Annotated in this window: 11 protein-coding genes; 4 read left to right on the top strand and 7 right to left on the bottom strand. The window is 65.0% G+C overall.

The features are described from left to right. Nucleotides 1–54: 54 nt before the first annotated feature. A complete protein-coding gene (gene ppc / locus XH83_RS11195) occupies nucleotides 55–2,847 on the bottom strand; it encodes a phosphoenolpyruvate carboxylase (protein ID WP_194407047.1) in 2,793 nt (930 codons plus the stop codon). Nucleotides 2,848–3,047: 200 nt separating this feature from the next. Continuing rightward, on the bottom strand, nucleotides 3,048–3,989 hold the full coding sequence (locus XH83_RS11190; protein WP_194404488.1) for an IS110 family transposase: 942 nt from the start codon (nucleotides 3,987–3,989) through the stop codon (nucleotides 3,048–3,050). 1,262 nt (nucleotides 3,990–5,251) lie between these two features. Between XH83_RS11190 and XH83_RS11185 the strand changes: the two genes are divergently transcribed. Next, on the top strand, nucleotides 5,252–6,169 hold the full coding sequence (locus XH83_RS11185) for an NADP-dependent oxidoreductase (protein WP_194407046.1): 918 nt from the start codon (nucleotides 5,252–5,254) through the stop codon (nucleotides 6,167–6,169). A 214-nt stretch (nucleotides 6,170–6,383) separates the two neighbouring features. Beyond that, nucleotides 6,384–7,580: an MFS transporter gene (locus tag XH83_RS11180; protein ID WP_194407045.1), complete on the top strand. Its 1,197-nt coding sequence runs from the start codon at nucleotides 6,384–6,386 to the stop codon at nucleotides 7,578–7,580. A 110-nt stretch (nucleotides 7,581–7,690) separates the two neighbouring features. Here the strand turns inward: XH83_RS11180 and XH83_RS11175 are convergent, their stop codons facing one another. From XH83_RS11175 to XH83_RS11155, 5 genes are all read right to left on the bottom strand, one after another. Beyond that, nucleotides 7,691–8,146, bottom strand: coding sequence for a hypothetical protein (locus XH83_RS11175; RefSeq protein ID WP_194407044.1), 456 nt, complete (start codon nucleotides 8,144–8,146; stop codon nucleotides 7,691–7,693). A gap of 255 nt (nucleotides 8,147–8,401) precedes the next feature. After that, entirely contained in the window at nucleotides 8,402–8,806 is a 405-nt protein-coding gene (locus XH83_RS11170; RefSeq protein WP_194407043.1) for a YccF domain-containing protein, read from the bottom strand. Between the two features lie 139 nt (nucleotides 8,807–8,945). Then, complete coding sequence (locus XH83_RS11165; RefSeq protein WP_194407042.1) at nucleotides 8,946–9,749, bottom strand: enoyl-CoA hydratase/isomerase family protein; 804 nt, start codon at nucleotides 9,747–9,749, stop codon at nucleotides 8,946–8,948. 110 nt (nucleotides 9,750–9,859) lie between these two features. Continuing rightward, a complete protein-coding gene (locus XH83_RS11160; RefSeq protein ID WP_194407041.1) occupies nucleotides 9,860–11,404 on the bottom strand; it encodes an acyl-CoA synthetase in 1,545 nt (514 codons plus the stop codon). 156 nt (nucleotides 11,405–11,560) lie between these two features. Then, nucleotides 11,561–12,370, bottom strand: coding sequence for a crotonase/enoyl-CoA hydratase family protein (locus XH83_RS11155; RefSeq protein ID WP_194407040.1), 810 nt, complete (start codon nucleotides 12,368–12,370; stop codon nucleotides 11,561–11,563). A 116-nt stretch (nucleotides 12,371–12,486) separates the two neighbouring features. Here XH83_RS11155 and XH83_RS11150 point away from each other — a divergent pair, with 116 nt between their 5' ends. Then, on the top strand, nucleotides 12,487–13,359 hold the full coding sequence (locus tag XH83_RS11150; RefSeq protein WP_194407039.1) for an SDR family oxidoreductase: 873 nt from the start codon (nucleotides 12,487–12,489) through the stop codon (nucleotides 13,357–13,359). Nucleotides 13,360–13,509: 150 nt separating this feature from the next. Beyond that, the gene (locus XH83_RS11145; protein WP_194407038.1) at nucleotides 13,510–15,087 is read left to right on the top strand and encodes a fatty acid--CoA ligase; all 1,578 of its coding nucleotides are present in this window, start codon (nucleotides 13,510–13,512) and stop codon (nucleotides 15,085–15,087) included. Nucleotides 15,088–15,112: the final 25 nt, after the last annotated feature.

The following is a 15,112-nucleotide window of genomic DNA, read 5'->3' as shown; positions in this document are numbered from 1 at the left end:
CGAGTCGTTAGGGAATATGTCTCCTTTTCGCTACTCGCCATTCGCTACTCTCCCCTATCCCGTATTCCGCAACCCCGCCGAGATCCCGTTGATCGTCAGCTGAATCCCGCGCAGCACCTGCTCGTCCGGGTTCTGCGCGCGGTGCTCTCTCAGGAGCTCGACCTGCACGTGGTTGAGCGGATCGAGATAGGGGAAGCGGTGGCGCACGGAGCGCTCCAGCAACGGATTACCCTGCAGCAACCGGTCCTGGCCCATGATGTCGAGCAGGCTCTCGATCGAGGCGTGCCATTCGCGGCGGATGCGGCCGAAGATTTTTTCACGCAAGGCTTCATCCGGCACGAGCTCGGCATAACGCGAGGCGATCGCGATCGAGCTTTTCGCGAGCACCATGTCCATGTTCGACAGCAGCATGCGGAAGAACGGCCATTCCCTGTAGAGCTCCTTGAGGAACGGCATGCCCTTGTCGGGATGCTCCGCGATCCACTGCTCGACCGCGCTGCCAAAGCCGTACCAGCCCGGCAGCATCAGGCGGCATTGCGCCCAGGAGAACACCCAGGGGATGGCGCGCAGGTCCTCGATGGCGCGGGTCTTCTTGCGCGAGGCCGGGCGGCTGCCGATGTTCAGCGTCGCGATCTCGTTGATCACGGTCGATGACCAGAAATAATCGACGAAGCCCTCGGTCTCGTAGACGAGGCCGCGATAGGCTTTGAAGGCGAGGTTCGACAATTCGTCCATCGCGGTCAGATATTCGCGGCGCGGCGCGCTCTGGCGCGGATGCAAGAGACTCGCCTCGAGCGTCGCGGCCGCCAGGATCTCCAGATTGTTGCGGCCGACCTCGGCGTTGGAATATTTCGACGAGATGATCTCGCCCTGCTCGGTGATGCGGATCTGGCCGTTCACCGCGCCGCCGGGCTGCGCGATGATGGCGTCATAGCTCGGTCCGCCGCCGCGCCCCACAGAGCCGCCGCGGCCGTGGAACAGGCGCAAGCGCACGTGATGCCGCTCGAACACCTCGACGAGATTGATCTCGGCCTTGTAGAGCTCCCAGCCCGAGGTGACGAAACCGCCGTCCTTGTTGCTGTCGGAATAGCCGAGCATGACCTCCTGCACGCTGCCGCGGCTGTCGACGAGGCGCCGGTAGTCGTGCAGCGACAGCATGCGATCCATGATGCCGGAGGAGGCCTGCAGATCCTCGATGGTCTCGAACAGCGGCACGATGTTGATGGCGCTGCGGCCGGAAGGATGGACGAGGCCGACCTCCTTCAAGAGCACCGCGACCTCGAGCATGTCGGACATGCCCTTGCACATCGAGATGATGCATTGGGGAATGGCGTCCGAGCCGAACTTGGCGTGCGCCTCCGCGGCGGCATGGAAGACGTTGAGCTCGCCCATGGTCTCGTCGCTGTATTTGACGAAGGGCGACACCAGCGCGCGCGTCGAGCGCAGCTCGTTGGTCAGCAGCGAGATGCGGGCGTCTTCGCCGAGCGCGAGATAGGACATGCCGGGGTTGGCGGCATCCATCAGCTCGGCGATGGTGCGCTCGTGCACCGCGGAGTTCTGGCGGATGTCGAGCCGCGCCAGATGGAAGCCGAAGCAGTCCACCGCGCGCCGGAGCAGCCGCAGCCGGCCGCGCGCGATGACGCGGGCGTTGTTGGAGATCAGCGAACGGTGCAGCACGTCGAGATCGGCCTGCAGCTCCTTCACGCTGGTATAAGGCGCCCCCTTGCCGACGGGCCGGCGCGTGATCTCGACCTCGAGCTTTTCGGCCGTCGCGGTCAGGCGCGCATAGATGCCGGAGACCGCCAGCCGATAAGGCTCGCCGCTCCGGTGCGGCGAGGTGTCTGGCGAGCGCTCGGCGAGGTTACGCAGCTCCTCGGAGACATCGGCGAGGTGCGCCGCGATCGACAATTCCGAGCCGAGCACGTGCAGCTCGTTCAGATAGAACTGCATCACGCGGCTCGACTGCAGCCGCAGCGTGCCGCGCATCACGTCGGCGGTGACGAAGGGATTGCCGTCGCGGTCGCCGCCGATCCAGCTCCCCATGCGCAGGAACGAGGCGAGCTCGCCGGCCGCCTGCTCGCCGCCCTCCTCCAGCCGGTCTTCCAGCGCGTTGACGAGGCGCGGGACCTCGCGCAGGAAGGTGTAGTCGTAGAACGACAGGCCGTTGGCGACCTCATCGAGCACGGTGAGCTTGGTGCGGCGAAGCAGATTGGTCTGCCACAGCGTCAGCACCTCGCGGCGGAGCTGCTCGTCGCTGGCATCCGCCTCCTCCGCGGTCAGCGCGACGCGCTCGCGGCGGTCGAGCAGGCCTGCGACCTCCATCTCGCGATCCATGGTGCTCTTGCGGCGCACTTCGGTTGGGTGCGCGGTCAAGACCGGGCTGACCAGCGCGGACTTGAAGAAGCTGCGCAGCGCGTCGGGGTCGATGCCCGCCGCCTTGGCGTGGGCCAGCGTTTCCGCCAGCACACCTGAGTTCTTGCCTGCGCCGCGAGCCCGCATCTGGCGGATGTTGTTCTGGTCCTCGGCGATGTTGGCGAGGTGGGAGAAATAGCTGAAGGCGCGGACGATCCGCACCGTCTCGGAGGTCGACATGCTGTCGAGGATCTGCTCGAGCTCGCGGCGGGCGAGCCGGTCCTCGTCGCGGTGGAACCGGATCGAGGTCTGCCGGATGCGCTCGACCAGGTCGAACACGTCGGCGCCCTCCTGGTCGCGCACGGTGTCGCCGAGGATGCGCCCGAGCAGGCGGATGTCGTCGCGCAGCCGCGCCTCCGCTTCCGTGGCCTGGGCGTCCTCGGGCCGGTTGGCGCGATGCTCAGTGGCGTCGGATGAAATGGTCTGGAGGGACATGGCTCGCTCCTCTTGCAGAGCTCCCTGTGGCTCCCCGGCGCGAACGAGTGTGCGATATTTTTCTACCGCAGCGCAAGATGAACTTGGGAGCGGTGCACACGGTGGCATCCGTGTCCCGGACAAGCAGCAACGCCGTTCGTGCGTCGAAGACGCGCGTAAACGCGCTGGCGGCGTTGCTGCGCAGAGCTGGCCGGCAACTGTTATGTTGGCCTAGTGTACAGGTACGGCTTTCGATCGCGGATGATGGCGTTGAGGACCGTCAACAGCTTCCTGGCAACGGCAATGAGAGCGAGCTTGGCAGGTTTACCGGCCTGTCGCAGTCGAGCGTAGAAGGCCTTGAATGGATCGGCCCGGCGGACCGCATTGAGAGCGGCCATGTAGAGGGCATCGCGGACGCGCTTTCGGCCCCCGACGATCTTCCGCTTGCCGCGGTAAGCGCCGCTGTCGACGTTGAAGGGAGCCAGGCCGGCGAGCGCGGCCACCTGCTTCGGTCCCACTTTTCCGAGTTCCGGCATCTGCGCGATCAGCTGCATGCAGGTTACGGGGCCCACGCCGGGAAGTGACCGCATCAACTGCGCATCATCGGAGACCTCCGGCTCAGTCTTGATCAGTGCGCTAATATCGGCCTCGATTGCGGCGATCTCATTGTCGAGGACTTCAATGAGCCGACCGATGCGATCGGCCATGGCGCGGTCCTCGGCCTCGCTGCGCCTGTTCTTCTCCTGGGCACGCATGAGAACCAGTTGATCCCGCCGTTTTGCAAGCCCCGCCAGGGCATTGCGGGCAGGATTGGCAGCCTGCTCAGCGGCAGGCTGCATGGCCCGGGCAAAGCTCGCCAGCATCCGGGCATCGATCGGGTCGGTCTTGGCGAGCTGGCCGCTGGCGCGCGCAAAGTCCCGGGCCCGGGCCGGGTTGATCCGGGCAAAGCGGATGCCGGCCTGGCTGAGCGCCTCACGAAGCTCAAGGTCATAGACGCCCGTGGCTTCAAAGACGACCAGCACATCGCAGCGCCAACGCGCCGCGATCTGTGTGATGGCCTGCGGCGCGTTGGCGATGCGCTCCGGCACGCCCAGGCTCTCATCGAAGATATCGAGATATCGTTTGGAGACGTCGATTCCGACGTAACGAGGGCGTATGATCATGGTGCCTGTCCCTGTGATGCGAGGTCTGTTGGCGCAGCCTCGTGCAACTGTTCAGGTTGATAAATGGAACGGGCGGGAGACCGAGCCGGCTCACGGCGTCAAACGCCAAGGACCCAACGGCTTCCCGCCCACTCCACCATGACAGGATTTCGATACACAGGGACCCAGGAGCCACACGGTCCACGTGGAGAGATGGGCCCCGGCTCTGCAGCGCACCGCTGAAGGAGCGCTGCGCTGCGTCCGGGGCACGAGAGCTTCGACTGGCACGAGAGCTGCCTGGTTTATCTCTGTAAACACGCCTTCGCGATCCCGCGGCCGTTTCGCCCGAGCTTGGCTGTCCGTTTCGCCCTCGTCGAGAACAAAGGGCACAGGGAAGGCCGGGCGCCGGCTGGCACCCGAAGGTCCGCACGCGACAAGAACGCACGCGGGGTTGACCACAGGTGATGCCGGACGCCCGGCCTTCCCTGCGCAATGGTGTTACGGCTTATGGCGCGCTCTCCCCCGGGAGCGATGCACTATTGCCCCCGTCGCCTTGCGGCTGATCGATGCACGCGCCCGGTCGGGCCGCCACATCACCGCAAGCCTTGACGCCAGAACCCCGGGCGTCAGGACCACACGCTTTTGCCGTCCGCGGTCGTCCCTCCCCGGACAGCCGGAAGCTCGCGCGTGCTCGCCCCCGACGCCGAAAAGAAACGCTGTGACCGCGCCGTGTCGTATCGGGGATCGTGATGGCTCACGAGGGTTGCCCGCCCTGCCATCACCTTACGCGCCGGCGCTGCCGCGTCCATCGCATCCCGGCTCACGTATCGTGACGATCGCGAAACGCCCCCTTGGCAGGCCAGGATGGAATGCGGTTTAGCCGAAATTTTTAATTCGGTCAATCAGAATATTTGAGACGCAGCCCCGTCGCCCCGCGTTGTCGGAGGATGCCTCGACATGATGGGGGCGCAGGATCGGTCGAGCCCTTGCGAAATCCATCGTGTTTCGTCAGAGGCGGCGGAATTCATGGGCTTCGCTGACGCTCTACTCATCCTCCGAGCTGAACCTGCTCTCCGCCTCGATGCGCTTGGTACAGCCAGATTTTGCAATCTTGGTACTGGTGTCATGACGAGGCGCGAAGCATCTACCCGCCAGTACCACGACCGAAGCATCCCGATCAGTCTCAGTGGGAGCCCCGGTCCATGCAGACAGCGAAGATAGCCGTCGCGCTCGCGCTGCCTGCAACAGTTGCATGAGGAAACAATGACCGAGGAGATAATCCCATGAAGGCGATCGTTGTAACGGAGCAGGCCGCGGGAACCGCCGGGATGAAGCTGGCCAACCGGCCCGAGCCGCAGCCATCGATAAACGACGTCGTTGTTCGAATTCATGCGTCGGGATTTGTTCCGACCGAGCTGACGTGGCCCTCGACCTGGACCGATCGCCTCGAGCGTGACCGAACCCCGTCGATCCCCGGGCACGAGCTGGCTGGCGTAGTCACCGCACTCGGATATGGCACGACGGGGCTGTCGGTGGGACAGCGGGTGTTTGGCCTCGCGGACTGGTATCGCGACGGCACGCTCGCCGAATATGTGGCGATCGAGGCGCGCAACCTCGCGCCGCTCCCGGGTGACGTCGACTTCACGGTGGGCGCGAGCCTGCCGGTCTCGGGCCTCACCGCATGGCAAGGGCTGTTCCAGCATGGCCGTCTCCGGGCGGGGCAGAGCGTCCTGGCACACGGCGCGGCCGGCGCAGTCGGTTCGATGGTGACGCAACTCGCGCGGGAGGCCGGCGCCTACGTCATCGGCTCCGGACGCGCCGCCGACCGTCAGACGGTGCTCGGCTTCGGCGCAAAGGAATTCGTCGACCTCGACAACGACGCCCTGGAAGACATCGGCAAGGTCGACCTGGTGTTCGACGTCATCGGCGGCGACATCCAGAAGCGGTCCGCAGGACTGATTCGAGCCGGAGGAATCCTGGTCACCATCGTCGGACCGGCCGAGGCGCGGCCCTCCGACGGCCTGGCGATCGACTTTGTCGTCGAGGCCGATCGTGCCCAATTGAGTGAGATCGTCCAGCGGGTACGTGGCGGACGATTGCGGACGAACATCGGCAACGTCTCGAACTTCAACGACGCGCTCGCCGCCCTGAACCCGACCGGACGGCGCAAAGGGAATACGATCATCCGCATTCGCCCCTGAGTGAACAGCGCGCAGGATGGATTGAGCCCCTGCGAAACCCATCATGCCTTGCCATCGACGAACAGGGCGTTGGACTTCGCTGGCGCTCTAGCCATCCTATGAGCTGCGCCAACATCTGGTTCCCAGAATTGCTTGTTGAAAAGAGCTTGTTTCTTCCGCCGAGCTTCCGATAGGGAGGGATAAGGGCCAAGCAGCGCCCGCGAGGAAACAAGCAGTGAGCAAATCGCCGTTCCGGCGGATCATCGACGCACCGGACTTCTGGCGATTGTGGTGGGTTGGGCTGATCATCGCCACCGTCCGCTGGGTGGAGACCGTCGCGGTCGGGGTTGTCGTCTACCAGCGCACCGAATCGGCGTTTCTCGTCGCGATGATGACCATGCTCCGTCTGCTTCCGATGGGGTTGTTCGGCGTGTTTCTCGGCGCGCTCGCCGAGCGCCTCGACCGCGGCCGGATGCTCTTCGTCGTCGTGGCTCTGATGGCCGGCACCTCCGCAGTGCTCGCAGTGCTGAACGCGATCGGGCAACTCGCGATCTGGCATCTCGCCTTCGCCAGCTTCGTCAATGGCTGCGGCTGGTGCACCGACAATCCGGTGCGCCGGGTGATGATCGGCGAGGCCGTCGGCCGCGACAAGATGAGCCTTGCTATGTCGCTCGACGTCGGCGCCAGCAACGCCAGCCGTATGGTCGGTCCGGTGATTGGCGGAATCCTGCTCGCCGGCGCGGGTCTCCAGGGCGTCCTGCTCTTGAGCACGCTGATGTATGGCGCGGCGCTGGCGACCGTTCTGACGGTCCGCGCACACCATGCTCACGCTGTGCAGACGGGGCCCGTGCTGGCGCGCATCGCCGAGGGTCTCGCCCTCGCGCGCAGCGACAAGCGTATCCGCGGCGTGCTGATCGTGACTGTGATCTACAATGTGTTTGCCTGGCCGTTCACCAGCATGATCCCGGTGATCGGACGCGATCGCCTGCATCTGGGCCCCGAGGGCGTCGGCCTGCTGGCGACCATGGACGGCATCGGCGCTTTCGCAGGCGCCCTCGTGCTGGCGCTGTGGCTCACGCCGAGATGGTACGGCCGGGCCTTTGTCGGCGGCGTGCTCTGCTACATGCTCACCGTCGTGACGTTCGCACTGTCACAAAGCCCGGTGCTGGCGGGTGCGGCATTGATCGTGACGGGGATCGGTGGCGCCGGGTTTGGAACGATGCAGGCCACGCTGGTCTACCTCGCATCCCCGCCGGACATGCGCTCGCGTATCCTCGGCGTCCTCACCGTCTGCATCGGCATCGGTCCGCTCGGCTTCTTCTGGCTGGGCTGGCTCGCCGACCGCATCGGATCCCACAACGCCACGGCCGTAACAGGCGCGCTCGGCCTGCTGGCGATGGCGACAACCTGGCGCTGGTGGAAGGAGATTTGAGGGCCAAGCTGCGTAGCGCGTAGGATGGGTAGAGCGTAGCGAAACCCATCATGCTTCGTCCTCGGAAGACGGAACGATGGGTTTCGCTGGCGCCCCGCCCCTCCTGCCGGCTAATTGCCTCCCGCGCAGCGATGCAGGCCCGCAGTCTCTCGTCCGGAAGCGACGAAGCGGCCGTCGCGTGCGGTGTAATTGCCGGCGTCGTCCCGGTTAAAGATCGAGCGCAGCGTCCCATCCGCCTGCAGGACAATTCCATTCTCACGCGTCTTTTGAAAGTTGGGAAACTCTGTGCGGAGGATGAGCATGTTGTTCTCGCCTCTCGTCACCTCCACCACCTCGTACCCGCGATCCCTGTCAGCGGGATCCTGCCGGTAGATGAGACGGCCTTCCCTCGTAATCTCATAGGCCACGCCGTTATTCGCGCCACGCTGAACCGGTACGGCGCAGTCGATGGCCCATCTGCCAATCAATCCCCATTTACGGACGATCTCCGCCGGCGTCGCGGCGCTTGCTGATCCAGCCGTCAAAGTGAGGATAATGAGCGGAAGGGATTGGCGAAGAAGGGTCATGAGATCATGCCGTCGCGCACGGCAGCTTCCCCGGTTTGGAAACAACAGCGACGACATCCCGGCCTGCGCATTTGGCTCCCCACTCCCGAGCTTGGCGAGAACGAGAATACAAAATCAACCAGGGACTGCAACAGAACTCATCATGCACCTGACAGCGGGGGCAGGATGGGTCGCGCCCCTGCGACGCCCATCGCGCTTCGTCACCGGCGGACGGGTCGATGGGGTTCGCTTTGCCCACCCCATCCTGAGATTCCCTCACGCCGGCACGATCACCTTGCCGATCGGCCAGAGCGCGATGCCGGCAAGCTTGAGGTGAGCCCAGGCGAAGGGGATGCCGATGATGGTGATTGCGAGCACCAGCGCCGTCAGGAGATGGCCGAGCGCGAGCCACCAGCCGGCGAGCACGAACCAGATGATGTTGCCGATCACCCCGAGCGGGCCGGTGCCGATATCCTCGATACCGGTGACGTCGTAGCGGTTGACCGCGCGCGAGCCGAACGGCAGCAGCGTGTAGACGGCGATGTTGAATGCCGCCCGCGCCCAGGGCAGGCCGACGATGGTGATGGCCATGATGACCGCGGCGATCAACCAGCCGAACGCCATCCAGGCGCCGCCGATGAGGATCCAGAGGATGTTGAGGAGGATGGAAACGGGGGTCATGGGATGATCCGTTAGACGATGACGCCCTCTATATAGGATCGAAATCTGTCTCTGCTAAGACGGCAAGGTAGCCCGGATGAACGAAGCGAAATCCGGGACCTAACTCTCACCGTCCCGGGTATCGCTGCGCTCACCCGGGCTACCGCCCTTCAAATTTCGGCTCCCGCTTTTCCATGAACGCCTTCATGCCCTCGGCCATGTCCTGGGTTTTGAACAGCGGCAGCAGCTGGAGATAGACGTGATGGACGTGGTCGTGGAAGGTCTCGTTGAGGCCCATCCGCATCATCCGCTTGGAGGCCTGCACCGCAAGCGGCGCGTTGGCGGCGATCTCCCGGGCGATCGCGGTGGCACGGGTCATCAGCTCCGCGTCCGGTACGACCTCGTTGGCGAGGCCCCATTCGAGGCATTCGCGGGCACTGAGGGTGCGGCCGGTGAAGATGAGTTCGGACGCCTTGGCCCAGCCGAGCATGCGCGGCAGCAGCCAGGTGCCGCCGGATTCCGGCACCACGCCGCGCTTGACGAAGGCAGCGGCTAGTTTCGAGGACTCCGCCATGATGCGGATGTCGCAGCCGAGCGCGGTGTCCATGCCATAGCCGGCCGCGCCGCCGTTGACGGCGCAGATGGTCGGCTTGTCCATCGCCTGCAGGACTGTCGGCGGCGTGTTGCGGAGGTTGATCGTGGTTGGCGACGACGCGGCGCTGAGGCCGTTGCCGTCGCGCTCTTTGCGCAGATCGAGCCCGGCGCAGAACGCCCTGCCCTTGCCGGTGAGGATCACGACGCGGACGTCCTTGTCCTCGTTGGCTTCGGTGAGCAGCCGCGCCAGATCGTTCAGCATCGGCCCGGAGATGGTGTTCATGCGTTCCGGCGCGTTCAGCGTGATGGTCGCGATGTGATCGGCGGTCTCGTAGAGGACTTCGTGGGTCGCAGCTGCCGCGTCGTTCATGGAGGTCCCTTCCCTGATCGGTTCTGTAACCCGGATCAACGAAGCGACATCCGGGGCTCGACTCTCATATCGGCCCGGCTATCGCTGTCGCTCATCCGGGCAACGGACTGTCAGATCTTCCGGCCCGCCTGCTCCCAATAGGGATCGCGCAGGCGGCGCTTGAAGATTTTTCCGGAATCCTCGCGCGGCAGGCCGCTGCGGATCTCGATGTGCTTGGGCACCTTGTAGTCGGCCAGATGCGCCTTCAGCGCGGCACGAACGCCGGCGGCCTCGAGCGTGACGCCGGCTTGCGGCTCCACCACGGCCATCAGCGCCTCGCCGAACTCGGCATCGGGGATGCCGAACACGGCGCAATCATGCACGCCGGGAACGGCATGCAGCACGGACTCGATCTCGGCCGGGTAGATGTTGACGCCGCCCGAGATCACCATGTCGCGCTTGCGGTCGCAGATGAAGACGTAGCCGTCCTCGTCGATATAGCCGACATCGCCCGAGGTGATAAAGCCGTCGCGGTCGATCTCGGTGCGCTTCTCCGGCTTGTTGTGGTAGGTGAAATCGGCAAGCTCGGTCATGCGGGAATAGATCTCGCCGATCTCGCCAGTGCCGAGCACACGGCCGTCCTCACCGAGGAAGCGCAGCTCGGCGCCGGGCGAGATCTTGCCCACCGTGCCGGGCTTCTTCAGCGCGTCCTCCGAGGTCGCGAAGGTGACGGCGCTGGATTCGGTCGAGCCGTAGAACTCGTAGATCACCGGTCCCCACCATTCGATCATGGCGCGCTTGACGTCGGCCGGACAGGGCGCTGCGGCATGGATGACGTGGCGCAGCGAGGAGACGTCGTACTTCTTGCGTACCTGCTCGGGCAGCTTCATCAGGCGGATGAACATGGTGGGCACCATGAAGATGGTGTCGATCTTGTACCGTTCGATCGCTTCGAGAAATTCTTCCGCTTCGAAGCGCGGCATCAGCACCAAGGCGCCGCCGAGCTTGCCGGCGCGGATGCCGAACGAGTTCGGCGCGGAATGATAGAGCGGGCCCGGCAGCAGCGCGCGGGCGCCGGGCTTCAGCCCGTAGATCATCGCGCGCATGCGCTCGCCGGCGGCCTGCTGCTCCGGCGTCGGGGCGTTGCGCCGGACCCCTTTGGGGTGACCTGTGGTGCCGGACGTGTAGATCATGTTCATGGGCTGCGGCACGACTGGCCCGGCATAGGGCTGATGCTGCGCAAGCCAGGATTCGAAATCGATCGCGAAGTCGGGCGTCGTCAGATGACCCGGATCGATCTTGTAATTGGACAGGATCTCCGGCGGCGTCGGCACGCTGAGCACCGTGACGCCCTCAGGGATGGCATCGCGCAGGGCGTGCAGCATGTCGGCATGCCCGATCAGCACGGACGTGCCGGTGTCGCCAAGGATGTAGTTGATCTCCTCCGGCTTGAAGTGCCAGTTGATCGGCACGCCATAGGCCCCGAGGCGCATCGCGGCATAGGCCGCCTCCAGGAACGCGATGTCGTTGCGCATCAGCATGCAGACGCAGTCGCCTGGCTTGACGCCGATCCTGGCGAGGCCGGAGGCGATGCGGTCGGCACGGGCTGCGACTTCGGTGTGGGTGCGGCGGCGGTCGCCGGAGACGATGCCGAGGAAGTCGGAGGTTTCGCTCATTGTTGTTTTCCGATCTTTCGTCGGGTTGAGAAATGGGTACCAGTCAGATCGTCATTTAGGGACGATGCGAGCATCGAACCCGGAATCCATTTGGCGACAGAGCGTGCGGCTCGATGGATTCCGGGTCTTCGGCGCATCCCGGAATGACAGGAGGGGCTAATCCGCATACTTCGCCGCACGCTTCTCCAGATTGGAGCGCACCGCCTCGGTCTGATTCGGGCTGCCGATCAGCTTCTGCTGCTCGACGGATTCCGCGAGCAGCGCCGGACCCGGGTCGACCGAGAGATTGTTGAGCAGCCGCTTGGCGGCGCGGATCGCATCCGGGCTCTTGCCGGCGATCTCGCGCGCGACCTCCAGCGCCGCCGCGCGCGGGTCGTCGCAGATGCGGGTGGCGAGGCCGTAGGTCATCGCTTCCTGCGCCGAGAAGATGCGGCCGGTGTAAGTGAGATCGCGCAGGATATCGTCGCGCACGAGGCTTGCCAGGATCGGCGTGCCCGCCATATCGGGCACGAGACCCCATTTGATCTCCATGATCGACATCCGCGCATCCGCCGAGAGGAAGCGCATGTCGGCGCCGAGCGAGAGCTGGAAGCCGCCGCCGAAGGCGACGCCATGCACCGCTGCGATGACGGGCACCGGAAGCTGGCGCCAGCCCCACACCGCCTGCTGCGGGAAGTTGGCCTGGCCATGCGTGCGCTTGGTGAGATCACGATTTTCGCCACCCGGAATTCCGTTGCCGCCCTTCTCCTTCATGGCGGCAAAACGCCCCATGTCGAGCCCGGCGCAGAAGGCGCGGCCCTCGCCTGAAAGCACGACGGCGCGCACGCTCTTGTCCCTTGAAAGCCGGTCTGTGGCGGCGACAAGCGCCTCGAACATGGCCTGATCCAGCGCATTCATCTTGTCCGCACGCACCAGGCGCACGTCGGCGACGCCTTCCGAGATCGAGATCGAGACGCGCTCTTCCATGGATGAATTCTCCCCTAGTTCTTGCCTGTTCTTGTTCAGTGCCGCTTTACAGGACGCTGGCGGCCGGATTTAGTCAATCGACCAATTAACTGACAATCCGTACGGGAGAAACAGCCATGTTCAAGGAAAATCTTCTGGCTGGACGGCGCATCCTCGTGACCGGCGGCGGCACGGGCCTCGGCAAGTCGATGGCGGCGCGCTTCCTCCAGCTCGGCGCCGAAGTGCACATCTGCGGCCGGCGCAAGATCGTGTGCGACGAGACCGCGACCGAGCTGATGGATCTCCATGGCGGCCGCGTCACCAGCCACGGCGTCGACATCCGCAACGCGCTCGCGGTCGAGGAGATGGTGGAGACCATCTTCCGCGACGGCGGCCTCACCGACCTCATCAACAACGCTGCCGGCAATTTCATCTCGCGCACCGAGGAGCTGTCGCCGCGCGGCTTCGACGCCGTCGCCAACATCGTCATGCACGGCACGTTCTACGTGACCCAGGCGGTCGGCAAGCGCTGGATCGCGGCCAAGCAACCCGGCAACGTCGTCTCGATCACCACGACCTGGGTGCGCAACGGCTCGCCTTACGTGGTGCCGTCGGCGATGAGCAAGTCGGCGATCCACGCCATGACGATGTCGCTCGCCGCCGAATGGGGCCGCTATGGCATCCGCCTCAACACCATCGCACCCGGCGAAATTCCGACCGAGGGCATGAGCAAGCGCATCAAGCCCGGCGACGAAGCCGGCGCGCGCACCAAGGCGATGAACCCGATGGGCCGCGTCGGCACCATGGAGGAGCTGCAGAACGTCGCGGTGTTCCTGATCTCCGGCGGCTGCGACTGGATCAGCGGCGAGACCATCGCGATGGACGGCGCGCAGGCGCTCGCGATGGGCGGCAATTTCTACCAGCTCCGCGACTGGAGCGACGACGACTGGAAGACCGCGCGCGAGAGCATCATGGCGCAGAACGAGAAGGACCGGGCGAAGCGGGGATAGTGCTCTCTCGTGCCCCGGACGCAGCGCAGCGCATCACTCTGTGGTGCGCAGCGTCCGGGACACGAAACTGCGGCATCCCCCTCCGTCTTGTCTTCCTCCGCGATTGACTTCACACTCCCCCGCACAAAAACAAGACGCCACGGGAGAAACATGTCCACACAGAAATTGGCAACTCTCGCCGACATCGTGCGCGAGCGCGCCGGGAGCCGCGGCGATGCCATCGCCTACGAGTTCGAGGGCCGCCTCACCAGCTTCGCCGAGTTCGACGTCAGGACCAACAAGGTCGCCAACGCATTGATCGCGATGGGCGTCAGACATGGCGACCGCATCGCCTATCTAGGCAAGAACAGCGACATCTATTTCGAGCTGCTGATGGGCGCGATGAAGGCCGGCGTCGTGATGGCGCCGGTGAACTGGCGCCTCGCCGGGCCCGAGGTCGCCTTCATCGTCGAAGACTGCAAGGCGCCGGTGCTGTTCGTCGGGCCGGAATTCATCACGCAGGTCCATCAGATCAGGGATCAGATCCCGGGCGTGCGCACTGTCATCACCACGGAAGGCGGTGTGCCGGAATGGCAGGATTTTACGGCCTGGCGCGATGCGCAGGGCGGCGACGATCCGAAGGTGGCGATCGACACCAAGGACATCGCGATCCAGCTCTACACTTCGGGCACCACGGGCAAGCCGAAGGGCGCGATGCTCTCGCACGCCAACTTCCTCAACCTGGTGCAGTCAGGCAATGCCGAGGACAAGCCGGAGTGGAACCGGTGGTCGAACGACGACGTCTCGCTGGTCGCGATGCCGGTGTTCCACATCGGCGGCTCCGGCTGGGGCGTGATGGGCCTCTATCACGGCGCCCGCGGCGTGATCGCGCGCGAGTTCGATCCGACCAAGGTGCTGGACTTCTTCGAGCACAGCGGCATCACAAAGCTGTTCATGGTGCCGGCGGCGATGCAATTCGTGGTGCGGCAGCCGCGCGCCAAGACGGTGGACTTTTCACGATTGAAATACATGCTGTATGGCGCCTCGCCGATCCCGGCGGCGCTGCTGAAGGAGTGCATCGAGGTCTTCAAATGCGGCTTCGTGCAGCTGTACGGGATGACGGAGACCACCGGCACCATCGTCGCGCTGCCGCCTGAAGATCACGTCGAGGGGCTGGAGCGGATGCGTTCGGCCGGCAAGGCGCTGCCGGGCGTCGAGATCGCGATCCTGGACGCCGACGGCAAGCCGCTGCCGCCGCGCGAAGTCGGCGAGATCGCGACGCGGTCGGGCTCGAACATGGCGGGCTACTGGAACCTGCCGGAGGCGACCGCTTCGACATTGCTCAGCGACGGCTGGCTGCGCACCGGCGATGCCGGCTACATGGACGAGGACGGCTATCTCTATATCCACGACCGCATCAAGGACATGATCATCTCCGGCGGCGAGAACATCTATCCCGCCGAGGTCGAGAGCGCGCTGTGCGATCATCCTGACGTCGCGGAGGCCGCCGTGATCGGCGTGCCCGACGACAAATGGGGCGAAGCGGTGAAGGCCGTCGTGGTGATGAAGCCGGGCAAGGAGGCGACCGCCACCGACATCATCAATTTCACCCGGACGCGCATCGCCGGCTTCAAGACGCCGAAGAGCGTGGAGTTCCTGCCGGCGCTGCCGCGGAACCCGTCGGGAAAGATTTTGCGGCGGCAACTGCGCGAACCGCACTGGGCGGGGAAGGATCGAAGGGTGAATTAGGACGAGATGCCGTAGGGTGGGTTAG

Source organism: Bradyrhizobium sp. CCBAU 53351 (assembly GCF_015291745.1).
GTDB lineage: Bacteria > Pseudomonadota > Alphaproteobacteria > Rhizobiales > Xanthobacteraceae > Bradyrhizobium.
The sequence above is the reverse complement of the archived record's forward strand: the minus strand, read 5'-3'. Positions and strand labels throughout refer to the sequence as shown.